The 16382-nt window shown below is 40.1% G+C and carries 12 protein-coding genes; all 12 read left to right on the top strand.

The genetic code is table 11. The features are described 5' to 3' along the window. Positions 1-361: 361 nt before the first annotated feature. Positions 362-910 carry a GNAT family N-acetyltransferase gene (locus NDM98_RS10470; protein ID WP_251609080.1) on the top strand — a complete coding sequence of 183 codons (549 nt, stop codon included), beginning with the start codon at positions 362-364 and terminating at the stop codon, positions 908-910. Between the two features lie 238 nt (positions 911-1148). Next, complete coding sequence (locus NDM98_RS10465; RefSeq protein WP_251607204.1) at positions 1149-2408, top strand: histidine--tRNA ligase; 1260 nt, start codon at positions 1149-1151, stop codon at positions 2406-2408. Between the two features lie 150 nt (positions 2409-2558). Next, the gene (gene flgL / locus NDM98_RS10460) at positions 2559-3728 is read left to right on the top strand and encodes a flagellar hook-associated protein FlgL (protein ID WP_251607202.1); all 1170 of its coding nucleotides are present in this window, start codon (positions 2559-2561) and stop codon (positions 3726-3728) included. 178 nt (positions 3729-3906) lie between these two features. Beyond that, entirely contained in the window at positions 3907-4962 is a 1056-nt protein-coding gene (locus tag NDM98_RS10455; RefSeq protein WP_251607201.1) for a hypothetical protein, read from the top strand. After that, positions 4916-6910, top strand: coding sequence for a DEAD/DEAH box helicase (locus NDM98_RS10450; RefSeq protein WP_251607199.1), 1995 nt, complete (start codon positions 4916-4918; stop codon positions 6908-6910). The genes NDM98_RS10455 and NDM98_RS10450 overlap by 47 nt, the downstream gene beginning before the upstream one ends. Positions 6911-7398: 488 nt before the next feature. Next, on the top strand, positions 7399-8322 hold the full coding sequence (locus NDM98_RS10445; protein ID WP_251607196.1) for a reverse transcriptase family protein: 924 nt from the start codon (positions 7399-7401) through the stop codon (positions 8320-8322). Between the two features lie 473 nt (positions 8323-8795). After that, complete coding sequence (locus tag NDM98_RS10440) at positions 8796-9077, top strand: AbrB/MazE/SpoVT family DNA-binding domain-containing protein (RefSeq protein WP_251607193.1); 282 nt, start codon at positions 8796-8798, stop codon at positions 9075-9077. Next, on the top strand, positions 9077-9409 hold the full coding sequence (locus NDM98_RS10435; protein WP_251607190.1) for a type II toxin-antitoxin system PemK/MazF family toxin: 333 nt from the start codon (positions 9077-9079) through the stop codon (positions 9407-9409). Before NDM98_RS10440 ends, NDM98_RS10435 begins: the two co-directional genes overlap by 1 nt. 476 nt (positions 9410-9885) lie before the next feature. Then, complete coding sequence (locus tag NDM98_RS10430; RefSeq protein ID WP_251607187.1) at positions 9886-11973, top strand: BglG family transcription antiterminator; 2088 nt, start codon at positions 9886-9888, stop codon at positions 11971-11973. After that, positions 11963-13519: a PTS transporter subunit IIC gene (locus NDM98_RS10425; protein WP_251607184.1), complete on the top strand. Its 1557-nt coding sequence runs from the start codon at positions 11963-11965 to the stop codon at positions 13517-13519. Before NDM98_RS10430 ends, NDM98_RS10425 begins: the two co-directional genes overlap by 11 nt. A 113-nt stretch (positions 13520-13632) precedes the next feature. After that, positions 13633-14646: an ABC transporter substrate-binding protein gene (locus NDM98_RS10420; RefSeq protein WP_251607181.1), complete on the top strand. Its 1014-nt coding sequence runs from the start codon at positions 13633-13635 to the stop codon at positions 14644-14646. A 21-nt stretch (positions 14647-14667) separates the two neighbouring features. Beyond that, complete coding sequence (locus NDM98_RS10415; RefSeq protein WP_251607178.1) at positions 14668-16374, top strand: ABC transporter permease; 1707 nt, start codon at positions 14668-14670, stop codon at positions 16372-16374. Positions 16375-16382 lie beyond the last annotated feature (8 nt).

Raw genomic sequence — 16382 nt, 5'->3', positions numbered from 1 at the left:
TCTCACGATCTGTAATCGCAATCAGAATCTCCTCTCCGAAAACGGTTTGTATATCCTTCGCTACATTAACTAAACTATTTAATCGATTCATTGTTTGACCTCTCCCTTTCTCATCTAATAAAAGACAATCTACCTTTTTATCGACATAAATAATGTGAATTCCTTACATAAAATTTTACAATAGAAAAGTGGTAAAAGAATATGTTCAATAATCTAAGCATGATTGCTTTTTTTAAGATAGGACACCCTATAGAAAGTTCTTCCACATTGAGATTCATTAGTAGGAATTCCTTAGGTTCAGTGGTAGGATATCAATGTGAATAGAACAGTATTTATCATTGAAAGTGGAGGAACTATAGAGATGACCAACGACATTTTCCGCATCGCAACAAAAGACGACGCACCAGGATTTTTAGAGCTGCTCTCAACCGCGTTCAAACCACTTGCCGACATGGGCATCGATTGGCCATCTACAAGAGCGACACTTGAGATGGTCACTGAAAATATAGAAAAATCAACAGCAGTTGTTCTAGAACGGGACGGTCGCTTAGTATCAACGATTACCATCCGTTTCCCTTGGGAGAGCACAACCCCTGTATCAGGCTACCCATTTGTCTGGTGGTTCGCAACCGCTCCCGATTTAAGTGGACAAGGGGTTGGGAACAAGCTGATGGAGTACGTAGAAAACACGCTCTTACGCGATACCTTTAAGGTACCCGCCTACGTACTCGGCACATCAGGCCGCAAGCACCCGTGGCTACTCGACATGTACAAGCGCAAAGGCTACAAAGAATACTTCACGCATGAAAATGATAACGGAGATCTTGGCGTCTTGATGTATAAGGAGCTAATTCCGGAGAGGTTTGATAAAGAAGTGTTGGGTAAGCCTCCTATGGCGAAGAAGGCATAATATGAATCTTGTCTTTCCCTTCTTTTTCCTATAAGATAAGATCTAACCACTCACAGAGGTGCATTTTATGATTTATTTAACCAAACAACTACATCATCATACGAGCTAGTCTTGCTAATTCGATCTCTTTAAAAAATCGAACATAGGAAGACTATTTCTCATGAACCGCATTGATTTAAGTGAACTTACTTAAGTAATGCGGTTTTTTTGTATTCTAAAACCATTGGAGGAAGCTAACATGAAGAAAATGAGTTATCAAAACGTCAAAGGAACACAGGATTTTATGCCGGAGGAGCAGATCATTAGAAGGAAGATTCAACGTGTATTGGAAGGAACATTTACAGAGTACGGCTGTAAACCACTAGAGACACCAATTCTAAATTACACCTCTCTCATGGCCTCAAAATATGCAGGAGGCGCAGAGATTCTAAATGAAAAGTACACGCTGACGGACAGGGGAGAGCGGGATCTAGCTTTGCGGTATGACTTAACGATTCCTTTTGCAAAAGTCATAGCTATAAACCCAACCATTGGACTTCCATTCAAACGCTATGAGATCGGCAAGGTCTTTCGAGACGGTCCAATTAAAAAAGGCAGACTACGAGAATTCACCCAATGTGACGTCGACATTGTGGGAGTGAAGACGCAAATGGCCGAAGCGGAGCTAATGATGATGGCGGTCGATGCCTTTAAGAAGTTGGGTTTGGATGTTGTGATTCAATATAACAATCGCAAGCTCCTGGTAGGCATGCTTGAAGTGTTTGAAGTGCCAGAAGACTTGATGAATAAGGTGATTCTAACGATTGATAAGTTGGAAAAGGTAGGGGTGGACGCTATACGTGGGGAGCTTCAGGAGATAGGAGTTCCTTCAATAGAACAAATTGTGAGCTTTCTAGAAGCGTATAGTAGGGCATTTTTCGAAAGATACGCTACTCAGAATAACAATATCAAACAAGGTCTAGCTGAAATAGAGGAGTTGCAAACCTATCTTGAATACTTAGGTCTGAATGATCAATGTCTTTTCAATCCATTGCTTGCTCGAGGTTTGGAAATATACACAGGTACGATCTATGAAATGTTTCTAAATGACAGCTCTATCAAATCAAGTATTGGAAGTGGCGGACGATATGACAATGCGATAGGAGGACTGGTAGGATCGGGTGAAAGCATTGCAACCGTCGGAATTTCATTTGGACTCGATGTCATTTCAGTCGCTATGCAGGACCTATTAGAAGGATCAGCTGAACTAGATTACTACATTATCCCATTAAAGACTGAGAAAGAATCACTGAAGCTAGCAAGAAATCTAAGACAACAAGGCTATCGAGTCGAGTGCGAACTAGGTGGCAAAAAATTAGGCAAAGCACTAGATAAAGCGAATAAACAGAAGGTGCGATCTGTGGTCATTGTGGGGCAGGATGAGATAGAGAGGAACCAATACAAAGTGAAGGACATGGATACTGGCGAGGAGAGGACAGTGGGTTATCAATTTAATTGAAAAAAATCTCAAAAAAATTGAAAATAAGCTAAACATCCTTCAAACACCTCCGATATAAACAAAGAACACGCCAACAATGGCCGTTCAAAACCAAAACAACAACCCAACACAAGGACGTGTAACGGGTCAAACTCAAGGAGGAAATAACAAATGATTATTAACCACAATCTATCTGCAATGAACGCACACCGTCAACTTGGCGCAAACCAAACAGCAGGTGCAAAATCTCAAGAAAAACTTTCTTCAGGTCTTCGCATCAACCGTGCAGGGGATGACGCTGCTGGTCTTGCAATCTCTGAAAAAATGCGTGCTCAAGTACGTGGTTTGGATCAAGCTTCTCGTAATGCGCAAGATGGTATTTCTTTAATTCAAACGGCTGAAGGAGCTCTTACTGAGACTCATAACATTCTTCAACGTATGCGTGAACTAGCAACTCAATCTTCAAATGATACAAACACTGAAGTAGATCGTAATGAAATTCAAAAAGAGTTAAACCAACTAACAGAAGAAATTGATCGTATTGCTAACTCTACTGAGTTTAACAATCAAAAACTTCTAAATGGTGAAAAAGAAGGACTAAAACCTGCAACTGATGGAAGTTACTCAATTCAAAATAATAGTAAAGCTGATATTGACTTAACTGTTCCTGCAGCGAATGATTTAACTTATACTGGAACAATTACTATTACACGTAATGACAAAGCGGCTACTGCACCAACGAATGCTGGTGATGAGTTTACAGTTACTGTACCAGATGGTTCCACTATCACTTTAAGTGATGATGCATCAACAATTTCAGGTGTTAATGGTACTGGTAATACTGTTGATATCGCAAAACTTGCTGACATGGCAGTTGGTGAAAGTGTAACAATCAGCTTCAAAAAAGCTGAAGCTGCTCAAACAGATCTTGGAGATTCTCTTTCTTTCCAGATTGGAGCAAACAGTGGTCAAAATATCAAAGTTGGTATCAATGACATGCGTGCTGAAGCTCTATCATTAAGAAATGCTGATGGGAATGCTCTAGATGTTACTGATGGTGACAAAGCTACTTCAGCTATCACTACAATTAACAATGCTATTGAAACAGTTTCATCTGAACGTTCTAAATTAGGTGCTGTACAGAACCGTCTTGAGCACACAATTTCTAACCTAGATAATACTTCTGAAAACTTACAAGCAGCTGAATCACGTGTTCGCGACGTAGATATGGCTAAAGAAATCATGAACTTCACTAAAAACAACATTCTTTCTCAAGCTTCTCAAGCTATGCTTGCTCAAGCTAACCAAGCACCACAATCTGTACTTCAACTTCTTGGATAATCTCATCCTACTCTAAAGACTCCGGTTTTCCGGAGTCTTTTTTGTATTTCATTTAAAGGATGTTTCATTATGTATACATTTTGGACTTTTTTTGTCGCGATTTGAGACATTACCTGACCTAACTCCCAATTATTGTTACACTAATAGAAAGATTTTTCTGATAGAGGCGGTGGCGAAAATGGAGAAAAAGAGTAAGAATATTCTACGAGCATGGTGGTTAACTGAGCTTTTACAAATGCCGACAATTGATGATAAAGATTCTTCGATGAGGCATATTCAAAGAGAGGGTTTGAGTAAGCTTCCTTGGGAAGAAAAGCAAGAAGATAAAGGTGAGGGTTATTATGTTTTTATTGGATTGACTCCTTTAAAAAGCATGATGGAGTTTATTCGAGATGCGTTTCGGTCTCAAGAAGAGTTTCATCAATATACAAATGAGAAGACGTTTTTAGCTTTGATCAAAGTTGGTGCTGATGGAAGTTATGAACGTGGTTCTCTTCAGATTCCTTATATTAGTGGTATTTTGGGGGAGTTGGGGAAGTCTCAAAATTTATATGATTCGTACCATACAACGTTTCAGAATATGCACAATGATCTACAGATTGTTTTTAATGAGAATTTTGGTAAGGGTAGCATTTCTTTGGATGTGATCCAGTATATGCTAGAGACGCTTATTCAAAGTATGAACTATCCTGAATCGTTGATTGTTAATAAGCAAAAGGGCTATCTGTTTGAGTGTGTTGTGAAGAAATTAAAGAAAAATGAGATGCCGTATTTTATGAATAGTTTCTATTCCAAAGATATAGAGAAGGTTCTATCAAATGGTCTTGGGAAAGGCGCACTAAAGCAATATGTTAAGGGGACTGATGTTAAAACGGATATTGATGAAAATCGCGTGCTTCTAACAAAGTGGTTAGATCCAAAGTATATTTCTCCTGTTCGTTGGCCTTCTCCTGATCATCATCTCCTGACAACCATGCAACAGGTAGCCGTGAATGTGATTTTACATGATGAACAGTTTCTGCATTCCGTGAATGGACCACCGGGAACAGGGAAAACAACTCTACTAAAGGATTTGTTTGCAGCGAATATTTATAATAGAGCGAAGGCGATGTCAGCCTTTAAGAAACCATATGATGCATTTAAACCAATAAAATCTGAAACAGAGAGTCGAAAAGGGTTTAGACCACATGAATCGATCGCGAAGTACGGCATGGTTGTCTCTTCTTCAAAATAATAATGCGGTCGAAAATATATCGAAAGAGCTTCCGGAAAGAAGTCAGGTGATGCGCGAAGAAGATGGCAATGAAAAAGAGCAAACCTTGGTTAAATGGGCTGAAGAGCTAGATTATTTTCCAAGATTAGCAGATGCTGTTATGGGAAAAGAGGATACTGGTGTTGGTGAGCCAGCTTCGTGGGGACTGTTTTCTGCGCCTCTTGGTAGTTCAAAACGTAGGCAAGATTTCTATCAGCAGTTTCGATATAGTAAGGAGCATCAAACGATAGATAATTATTTTTGGAATAACGATCTTTCCTATTCCCTTGATGATTGGGATAAAACCAAAAGGGAGATGAGAGACCTCGAAGATAAAATCGAGAAAAAGCGTGAGGAATTAAAAGAAGCTGCACGATTGCTTCCAGACTGGAATAAAACTAAAAGGCAGCTACAAGAGTTGCTTGAAGATCAGAAAGAAAATGAGCATTTAATCAAAAAGCTTCAAGTTGATATTGCTGATTTAGAAAACAAGCAGAACGATATAGAGGAGCTAATATCTTTAATCTCGCCATCAGTATTTTGGTGGGCAAGTTCTAAAAAGCGCCAGCAAAAAAAGGAAGCGGATGAGCACAAAACTCAGTTGTACGAGATCAAAAAAGAGCGATTTAGAAAAAAAGAGGAACTCTCGGTTAATGAGGCAAAAGACAAAGAGCTTCAGCAACAAGTGGAAAAGCTGAAGCAAAGTGCTGCATACATGAACCAGATTTTTAACAACCTTTTAACTGATGGCGTGACCATTCCTGACGAAGATTATTGGGAAGGGAATTATGAAACGAGGCAAAAACAAGTTCCGTGGCTCTCTCCTGAATTAAATCATTTACGATCAAAGTTGTTTCTTCAATCCATGAAAGTACACAAAGTCTTTTTGTATTTGTCGAAGTACCAAGTGATGAGTAACTTAAATGTTTTCTTTAATGATAACAAATACAATTGTGACTTTGAAGAAGACCGAGAATTTCTGAAGGCTGCTTGGCAGACTTTATTTCTAGTGGTACCTGTCATTTCTACTACATTTGCGTCTGTCTCGAATATGTTTAAATATATCGATGCGGAGGAAATAGGCTATTCCTATATCGATGAGGCCGGACAAGCTTTACCACAAGCGGCAGTTGGGTTGTTGTACAGGTCAAAACATGTGGTTGCGGTAGGCGATCCCTTGCAAATTGAACCAGTTATCACCATGCCAGAAACATTAATAAGAGATATTGCACACTATTTTGGTGTAAACGAACACTATTTATCTATGGAAAGTTCCGTGCAATCTGTGGCCGACTCTGCTAATTCAATAGGTACCTATATTGATAAAAAGTGGATTGGGATCCCACTATGGGTGCACAGACGGTGTGCAGACCCGATGTTTACAATGGCGAATGAAATAGCGTATAGAAATAAAATGGTACTAGCGAATGTAAAAAGTTCAGATAAAAGTAGATGGATTGATGTGATAGGCAAAACAAATGGGAGTAATTATGTTCCTGAAGAAGGAAAGGCAGTTTTAAAACTGGTTGATGAGGCATTTGCTGTAGTTAGTATTGAAGATCCGCTTCCGAGCTTATACATCATAACCCCATTTAAAGCAGTAAAAGATGAATTAATAAGGAAAATTAAAAGAAATAACAAAAAGTATGGTGAATCAACTGGCCGCATAACCAAAGAGATTAACCTCTGGATCTACAACCATGTCGGGACTGTTCACACTTTCCAAGGAAAAGAAGCTGATACAGTCATATTTGTAATAGGAACAGATCGAAACAAACTAGGAGCTGCTAATTGGATCGTGCAGAAACCGAATTTAATTAACGTAGCTATTACTAGAGCAAAGAAGAATCTTATTGTGGTTGGAGATCAGAAGCGACTGTCGAAACTTGATTACTTTGATGTTGTGTCGGCGAAGTTGATGGGGAGTTGAGGATTGGAGGGCCATTTTGGTCCTCCTTTTTTAATGCCTAAATACTTGAAAATACATACAGATTTAGGTAGTATGTATATACGGTCATGAATTGGGAAAATTCTGCGAAATTTTAGCTTATCGTTTGGGTAAGCGAGGTGAACTGTTCGAAGGTAACTCTCTCAAGCACGTATCGACTGAGTATCGCAACTCTTTGGTGAACAAGTGAATACCTGTGAGTAATCCCGTAACGTAATAATACTCTAGGCATCACACAATGAAGCTTATTACCAGCTTAAAGTAACCATTTACTTACCAGTGGATGAATTGCTAATAGAGTTAGGAACAAATTTTCTATTCATTCAAATATACTCTGCAATTAGATACGGTATACGCAGAGCTACGAAGATTAGAGATAAATGGTTACCCAATTAGTTTCAATCCACTAACAATTAAGCAGAGGGGGTTCATATTCGAGCCCTACATAGTTAGGAAGGAGGAACTAGCCTATGGATAAAAAGTCCGTTGGTAGAGACCGGAACCATTATCATGAAGCAAGGCCAAGTAGGAAAGAGAAGCATGGTCGAAAAAAATCAAAGAATGTATGGATAAGATATGTATTAGATATTTTCATTCGTAATCTTCTCTCTAGACTGCTTGATGTTGTTATTAACAATGTTTCATGGTTCATGTCTAAAATTTATGATATGATCTCTAATCTTTTATATCAATTTCTAAGGGTGGTTTCTTTGAAAATATCAGAGGCTCATGCTTTTTATCAATTAAAGAGTAAAAGAAGATTGGCAACTATTCTTGGAATAAGAGATCCGAAATTTTTTAAACATCTGGATAAAAATCTTATGTGCTATAGATTTACCATCGAAAAAGCAGGTAAGACACGAGTCATATTAAATCCCTCAAAACCATACAAAAAAATTCTACGTAAGATCAACCTTTTCCTTCAAAATATAGACTTTCCTGATTATCTACATTCTGGTTTAAAGAAAAGAAATGCTTTGAGTAATGCACGTTATCATGATAATAAGCCATATGTTTGCACCATGGATTTGAAGAACTTTTTTCCTTCAACTTCTGAGGTGTATGTATATAAGTTCTTTAAAGATAAGCTTAAGATGAGTGTGGATGTTGCTAAAATAGTGACTATGCTTGTTACACATGAAGATGTTGAAGAAAAAAAAGATGAAAAGAAAATAAGAAGGTTACCTCAAGGTTTTCCTACTAGCTCAATTCTGAGTTATCTTGTTTATTTTGATCTTTTTAATGGGCTTAATCGTTTAACACAAATGAAAAATATGAAATTTAGTGTTTATGTTGATGACTTAACCTTCTCCTCCAATCGAAAAATCACCTCATCATTTATTAATAAAGTAAAGAGTATCGCTTTTCGGCACCAAGCTAACTATCCACCCTGAAAAGATTAACCAATTTTATAACCACTCCCATAAAAAAATTACTGGAATTATTTTAAAAGATAATAAACAACTCGCCCCAAACTCTATACATCAGCAAATAAATCGTAATTACATAAGTATATTAGATTGTGATTTTTCAAGTTTTGAAGAATTTATAGATTTTAAGTCTAAGATAATTAAAACACTTGGTCAGATTGGGTATGTTAGAAGTATAGAAGGTTTACACAAGTATCAATCTATCCAAAGTACTTTAAACGATTTCCAACAAGGGTTCAAAGAGAATTCCGTGAAATCAAAATATCAAGCTAACAATAGAGTGGAATATCAATGGTTCAAAAAAATATTCAATTGATTTTTTAAAACAGTAATGTTCCGAACGAATTCTGGATATCCTTCATAATGTATATACATAAAGATATACATCAAGGGAGGTGTTTGATACCATGAAGAAAAGATCCAAAGGAGAGGATAACATGCGAGCTGTTCATGGACGAATTTCAGATAGTACATTAAAGGAATCAACAGTTCTCCAAAAATGGGGCAATAGCTCAGGAGTGCGCATTCCTGCTTCATACAAAAAAATGCTAGGTATTGAAAACGGAAGCAAACTTGATATGGAACTCATAAATGGAACCATCGTAATTAAGAAGGCTAGGAAAAAACAAACTTTAGATGAACTTCTAAGTAAGTACGACCCAGAAAAAGAACATAAAGAGATTGATTGGGGTCGCCCTGAAGGGGAGGAATTGTGGTAATGGTATTAAAGCGTGGAGATATAATTAAGATTAGCTTTGATCCTCAGAGTGGTCATGAACAAGCTGGCTTTCGACCAGCTTTAGTGATATCACCGGAGGCTTTTAATACTGTAACACCGTTTGCCTTGGTATGTCCGATCACAAATACAATCCGAGGGAATGCATTTGAAGTGGAGCTTCCAAATCATTTGGACACTAGTGGCGTGGTTCTTGTTCATCATATTAAAAGCCTCGATATTCGTTCGCGTAGGAACAATATTAAAGTGGTAGAAGAAGTTTCTCATGAAACGATGGAAGAAGTGCTTGATATTCTTAGTACACTTGTGACGTGATGAACGACTGCCCTCCTTTTTGGGGTCTTTTTTTCGGGTTTAAGAGGGCTGATGTTTGAAATGGTGGCGTGGTCCCGCTCCATCTTGCTAGAAGAGCTGGAAGCTCTTGGTAAGGCCCCAAATCCTTTTACTAAGAACGAGCCGCTCTTGATATAGTCACAAAGCGTCTTAATAATGATCAACCTCACTTACTAAACTGCCTTTACTTCTTGATAACTACTCAAACTCTCTTGGAGAAGCCTGCTACCTCTGGATAATACCCCATTCTACCTTGATGCTTCATCCATTCCTCTTGGTAACGCACTCTGTCTCTTCAAACCACGATCAATCACCCAATTACGTTCACATTAGATAATCTAATTAAATAAGTACTTGATATTCTTACAACGACTCCCCCCTTGCCCTCCTCCTCAAAATTGTATATGTTAATAAACAAATAACACGCACGCATTGGATTGTTGTAGGAGGAGAACGGATTGCTTTCAGTTAGACAAAAGGAGTTACTTGAGCGGTTAATGAGTGAGCGGGATTTTGTTTCGCTTGGTACGATTAAGGAAGTGTATCAGTTGTCACCTCGGACGATTCGGCAGGATTTGCTTGAGATTGAGGAGTGGCTGCTTGAGGTTGGGGCGGATTTGACGTTGGAGCGCAATCGGAAGCGGGGAGCGCGGCTTGTGGTGACACGGGAGCAGGAGCAGAATCTTTTGAAAGCGCTTCATGAAAGTCAGGATTTTTTGAGTGCAAATCAGCGTTGGTTGGATACGCAGAAAAGGCTGTTGGTACAGGAATTTCTTCCGATTGAGGAGTTACAGGAAGAGTATCAGATTAGCCAGAGTACGTTGCAGAATGATTTGAATCGGATGAAGCAGCAGCTGGCAGATTATGAGCTAGTTCTGGTGAGGGAAAGTAGGAGGCTTTTTTTGCAGGGAAGTGAGCGGCATAAACGGATGCTGTTTGTTGATTTGTTACGGGAGATTTTGCCGGAGCAGGATGTGTTTCCGATGTTTGTGAGTGAGGAAGACATTCATTTGCCGACAGATAGCTTGCTTCAGTCTTGTGAGTTGTGGGGTACGGATTTGGTTCGGTTGATTCATTTGATTGAGTCTGTTGGTGAAAGTTATTTTGTTGATGATAGTAAATATGAGTTGTTTTTGAATGGATTAGCACAGGTGAGTCGGGTTCGTATGGGGCATTTCATTGAGTTAACGAGTGATGATGAGCTTCGTGTATTGGAGCAGGATTCTTATGGGCAAGCGAGAGTTGAGTTTGCGAGGATTTTGGGATTGGATGAGAGTTCAGAGGCTTTTTTAAATGAGTTATCGTATATTACCATGCATGTGTTAGGAGCCAGACGATTAAGTCACTCCAATCAAATATCTTATTCAAATGAACAAACGGCTCGGGCTATTGTCACTCGATTTGAGCAAGAGAATCAAACGAGGCTCATCAGAAGAGAGGATGTCATTTCGGGTCTGTCAATTCATTTGAAATCGGCGTTCTATCGTTTGAAATATGGTACAGCTATTGAAAATTCCTTCTATTCTCAGCTGGAGCAGGAATATGGGGTTTATTTGGATCAACTGCAGTCCTTCATTCAGAGCTCGCCTGAGTGGGGATTAAGTAAGATGAGTAAGCATGAGATAGGGTTTCTGGCCATTCATCTTTGCGCTGCATTAGTGCACAAGCCTCAGCTGCCGGTTAGGAGAGTGGCGATTGTGTGCAGTTCTGGAGTTGGCACGTCGATGATGCTTGAAGGGGCGATTCGGCGGTTGTTCCCACAGGTTGTGGTGGTGGGACAATTTTCTGTGCAACAAGCGCATCAATTGAATCAAGCTGAGGTTGATTTATTGATTACGACCATTCCTTTTACCACACGCATGCAGGTTGATTGGATTAAAGTGTCTCCGCTTGTAAATCTTAAGGAGCAGAAAATACTAGAGGAACGCTTAGGTGTGCAAGCGACACAAGTTAAGACAGATTTAGATGTGATTGACACGGTACAATCTGTTTTTGATCTTGTGACGTCTCATACAACTCTTGAAAAGCCTCGTGCTCTCTATCAGGATTTATATCGGTTTTTTACAGGGAGCAGGAAGAGGATTGGTCGCGTGACATCATTAACAGCCATTGATTGTATTTTTCTTCAGGAATCAGGAAGAGATTGGCGCAGTTGTATTCAAGCCTTGCACACGAGTCTTGAGCGGAATCAGTTTGTTCGTTCGGGTTATGGGGAGGAGTTAATTCGAGAAGTCGAGTCGGGTCATCATTCCTATATTATCGCTCCTGGCATTGCTTTTCCGCATCTACGAAGTTCGTCCGTTAAGGGCTGTGGGTTTGCTATAATGACATTAGAAGAACCGATTCAGTTTGGAAGCTCAGATGACTTTGTCTGGTGGGTGATTTTATTAGCTCCTGTTGATCAATCGCAGCACAGCAAGGTTGTTGAGATGATACTTGAGACCATTCATTCAGAGGAAAAGGTGAAATGGCTTCAAGAAGAATCAAGCAAAGAGAGCGTCTGGGATTGGATGCGTGTCTTTGAGGAGGATGATCATGATGCGTAAAATACTTGTGGTTTGTTCTGGTGGGCTTGGCACCAGTCTGATGCTGAAAATTCAAGTGTCTAGGCTGTTGGAGGATTGGGGCATTCATGATGTTTGGATTGAACAAACAGATGTAGGGAGTGCCTCCTTTACTCAAGCAGATCTCATCATTGGTGCGCGCCAGGTTGTAGAGCAATTGCTTGATAGAGGGACTGAGGTGCTTAGTTTAACGTATGTGGCGGACAAGCACCATGTAGAAGAAAGATTGGCAGATTCACATACCATTCAAGGCTTGGCGGAATTCTCGATGAGTCAGTTTGAATTTTTTGGTGGTCAAATCATTGGGGAACCGACACTGCTGCTAGGGCTAGCGGCTTTTATTGGGTTTCTACTCGCACGTGCTAGTTTTTATCGTACGCTTAGTGGAACAATTAAAGTGATGGTCGGGACAGCCTTGCTACAAATTGGTGCATCGGCTGCGGGTGTCTCATTGTCTAACCTGGCCGTATTGGTGCAGGATCGCTTTCAAATTATTGGATTTATTCCCCATAATGAAGCAGTCATGGCGTTGGTTCAAATTAACTTTGGTCGAGAAGTTGCGATCACTGTCACGATTGCGTTAGTGATGCATCTATTACTTGCTAGGTTTACCCCTTTTAAATATATTTTTCTATCGGGTCATCAGGTCTTATTTATGGGGGCTGTGATCGTAGCTGTTTTGCAACCAACGTATCTTGGGTCATGGCAGTTTTTGATCGGAGGTTCAGTTTTAGCATTAGCAATGACCTTTGCGCCGGCCTTGATTCAGCCTTACGTTCGGAGCGTTACGGGAGATGATCGCATGGCGATTGGCCATTTTAATAGTGTTGGCTACTTTCTCTCTGGGTTTCTGAGTAAGGCGTTATTTAAAAAGAGAGAGCAGACCTATCAATTTCCTGCATTTTTGCGTCGGTTTGAACCACTTATGCAGGACCATATTCTAGTGATTTGTTTGTTTTCGTTTGCTCTTTTCTTTGGGGCGGCACTCTTCTCTTTTCAAGAGGGTATGACCAGTCTGTTTGGCAATCAGCCATTTTTTGTGTACGCAATCATTCAATCCTTATGGTTCACTGCGGGTATGTACAGCATTATCAATGGAGTGCGCATGATGGTCTCAGAAATTGTTCCTGCATTTGAAGGGATTTCTCGTAAATGGATCAAAGGCTCGATCCCAGCTATTGATGCACCAGTGCTTTTCCCCTATGCGCCACTTGCTGCCATTGTTGGCTTTTTGTTAAGTTTTGGTGCGGGTATTGTCGCGATGCTAGTGATGCTGCAGATTCAGTATACAGTGATCATTCCTGGTGTGATTCCACACTTTTTCTCAGGTGGAGCCGCGGGAGTGATTGCCTATCGTTTGCGCGGAATACGTGCGCTTTTGGTAATTGGTCCGGTTCATGGTTTGCTGATCTCGTTACTACCATTGCTTCTGCTGCCTTTTTTAACAGAGCTAGGTTATACACGCACAACATTTGGTGATACGGATCTGCAGCTAATCGGCACATTACTCGGATGGTTGCTGCAATAATCACATTTTTTTAGAAGACCAAATCTTCGCCTATTGAAACGGCAGAGATTTGGTCTTCTTTTTGTAACCGCATACAATTATGCTTTATCTATAAAGACAAGGGGGAAATACACATGAAAAAACACTGGTTACTAGCTGGGGGTTTAACAGGACTAATTGCGTTGGGCGGTTGTTCACAAGGTGCTGATTCAGGAGGGACATTAACGGTTTATGTTGGGTTCCAAGAAGACCACGCAGTTGCGGCAATAGATAAATTCACTGAAGAGACAGGTATAGATGTTAATATGGTTCGGATGTCAGCAGGAGAGATTTTAGCAAAAGTTCGAGCTGAGAAAAACAATCCACAAGCTGATATTTGGTACGGAGGTCCAGCAGATACCTTTGTAGCGGCTCAAAAGGAAGGCTTACTTCACGCGTATCAATCGCCTGAAGCGGACGTGATTCCAGATGAGTATAAGGATAGTGAAGGGTATTGGTCAGGAGTCTACGTAGGTGTCATTGGTTTTGCAACAAATCAAAACTTCCTTGATAAAAATGGACTTGAAGCGCCAACTAGTTGGGATGATTTCCTAGATCCAGCATATACAAATGAGCTCGTAATGGCTCATCCAAGTTCATCTGGAACAGCATATACAGCTTTATACTCAATCCTTGAGTCAAAAGGTGGGGACGATCCTGGTTTTGAGTATTTGAGTGAGCTACATCCGCAAATTCAACAATACACAACAAGTGGATCAGCACCAGGAAGAATGGTTGGTTTAAATGAAGCTGGAGCGGGCATCTTGTTTGCTCACGATATTATTAAGTATCAGGAAGAAGGATTTGAAGATATTGTACTTTCTTTCCCTGAAGAAGGAACAGGCTTTGAAATCGGCTCATCTGCCATTATTGAAGGGTCAAAAAATGAAGAGCTTGCAGAGCAGTTTATAGATTGGTCTGTTTCACCAAGTGCACAGGAAGTCGGTAAAACAACGAATAACTTCCAAAATCTAACGCATCCAGATGCAGAAGAGCCAGAAAAGGCCGTTAAACTGGATGAGCTAACTCTAGTAGACTCAGATCCACTAGAAGCAGGGGATAGACGTCAAGAAATTATCGATCGCTTTGAAAGCGACATTATTAAATAGTAAGAGAAAGGTGGGATTTAGGTGAAAGCCAAAGGACAACAATTATTCAAACAGCCAATGCGGCTTATCCTAATTGTTCTAATTATGGCCTGCCTGATTGTTTTTATTGCATATCCGCTCGTACAGATTTTCTTGGCGAGCTTTATCTCTAATAGTGAACTTTCATTTGCAGGATATCAACGAGTGTTATCGGGAGGGCAGCTTTCGAGCTCCCTCATCAATTCAATTGTACTAGCGAGTGTCGTGTCGGTATTATCTACGGCCATTGCATACTTTTTCGCGTATGTCTTTGCCTATGTGAAAATTCCATTCAAGATGGTGTTTAACGGCATTGCGATTCTACCAATTATTTCACCACCATTTGTTATTGCCTTATCTGCAATCTTATTATTTGGTCGAAATGGTTTCATCTCAAGCTCATTGTTTGGAATGGAAAATGCTAATATCTACGGGCTGCACGGGTTGATTTTAGTCCAAACGTTAACCTTCTTTCCAGTCGCATTTCTCGTGTTATCAGGTCTGCTTCGTTCTATCAGTCCGGCACTTGAAGAAGCGAGTGATAATCTTGGCTCAACTAAGTGGCAGACATTTGCTCGAGTGACTTTGCCATTATCTTTACCGGGAATTGGGAATGCATTCTTACTAGTTTTCATCCAATCAATGGCTGACTTTGGAAACCCAATGACCATTGGTGGAGATTATAACACGGTTGCGAGAGAGATTTACCTTCAAGCAGTAGGTAGCTACAATATGCAGTCGGGTGCTGCGCTTGCCATGCTTTTATTATCTGTAACCGTTATTCTATACGCGATTCAGAAGTTCTGGTTAGGCAAGAAAAACTACGTTACGGTTACTGGTAAACCTACTTCAGCTAGAAGACTTGTATCAGATGGACCTTTTCGTTTAGCTGTGATTACGATCTGTTACTTCATTTCTGCAACGGTCGCGCTATTCTATGTGCTTGTTCCAATTGGTTCTTTTATTCAACTATGGGGCGTAAACAATAGCTTTACACTGGAACACTATCAATACGTATTTTCAATTGGCCAGAAAGCTGTAGTTGATACGTTTAAATTAGCGGCAATTGCAACCCCAATAGGTGGACTGTTTGCGATGGTGCTTGCCTATCTAATTGTACGCCAACGTTTTGCTGGCAAACGTTTAATGGAAGGTCTAAGTATGATGTCAATTGCGATTCCAGGAACAGTTATTGGGATTTCATATATTCTAGCCTTCAACCAGGCGCCTTTTGCGATTACAGGAACAGCCTTAATCATTATTGCAGCCTTTATCGTTCGTGCCATGCCTGTTGGAATTCGTTCAGGTGTAACGTCTCTTCAGCAGATTGACCCTTCGATTGAGGAAGCAGCAACAAATCTAGGAGCAAGCGGATCAAAAACATTTTTCACGATTGTCCTTCCGCTTATCCGTCCAGCATTCTTTAGCTCACTTGTCTACACATTTGTAAAAAGTATGACTGCAATGAGTGCTGTTATTTTCTTAATCTCTGCTAAATACAACTTGATCACAGCTTCTATCTTGGCTCAGGTTGAATCAGGCAGAATTGGTGTAGCGAGTGCCTATTGTACGCTACTCATTATCTTAATGATTGCAGCGATGCTCGTACTGAATGTCTTAACAAATCTCTTCACTAAACGCTGGACCTTTGAACGCAAAGGAAAAAAAGGTCAAGTGAAAGAAGTTGCGCAAGATAGTATATCATTGTAAGGAGGAAG

It is taken from the genome of Alkalicoccobacillus plakortidis, assembly GCF_023703085.1.
Lineage (GTDB): Bacteria > Bacillota > Bacilli > Bacillales > Bacillaceae_D > Alkalicoccobacillus > Alkalicoccobacillus plakortidis.
Note: the sequence above shows the minus strand (reverse complement) of the source record. Positions and strands in the feature narration are given on the sequence as shown.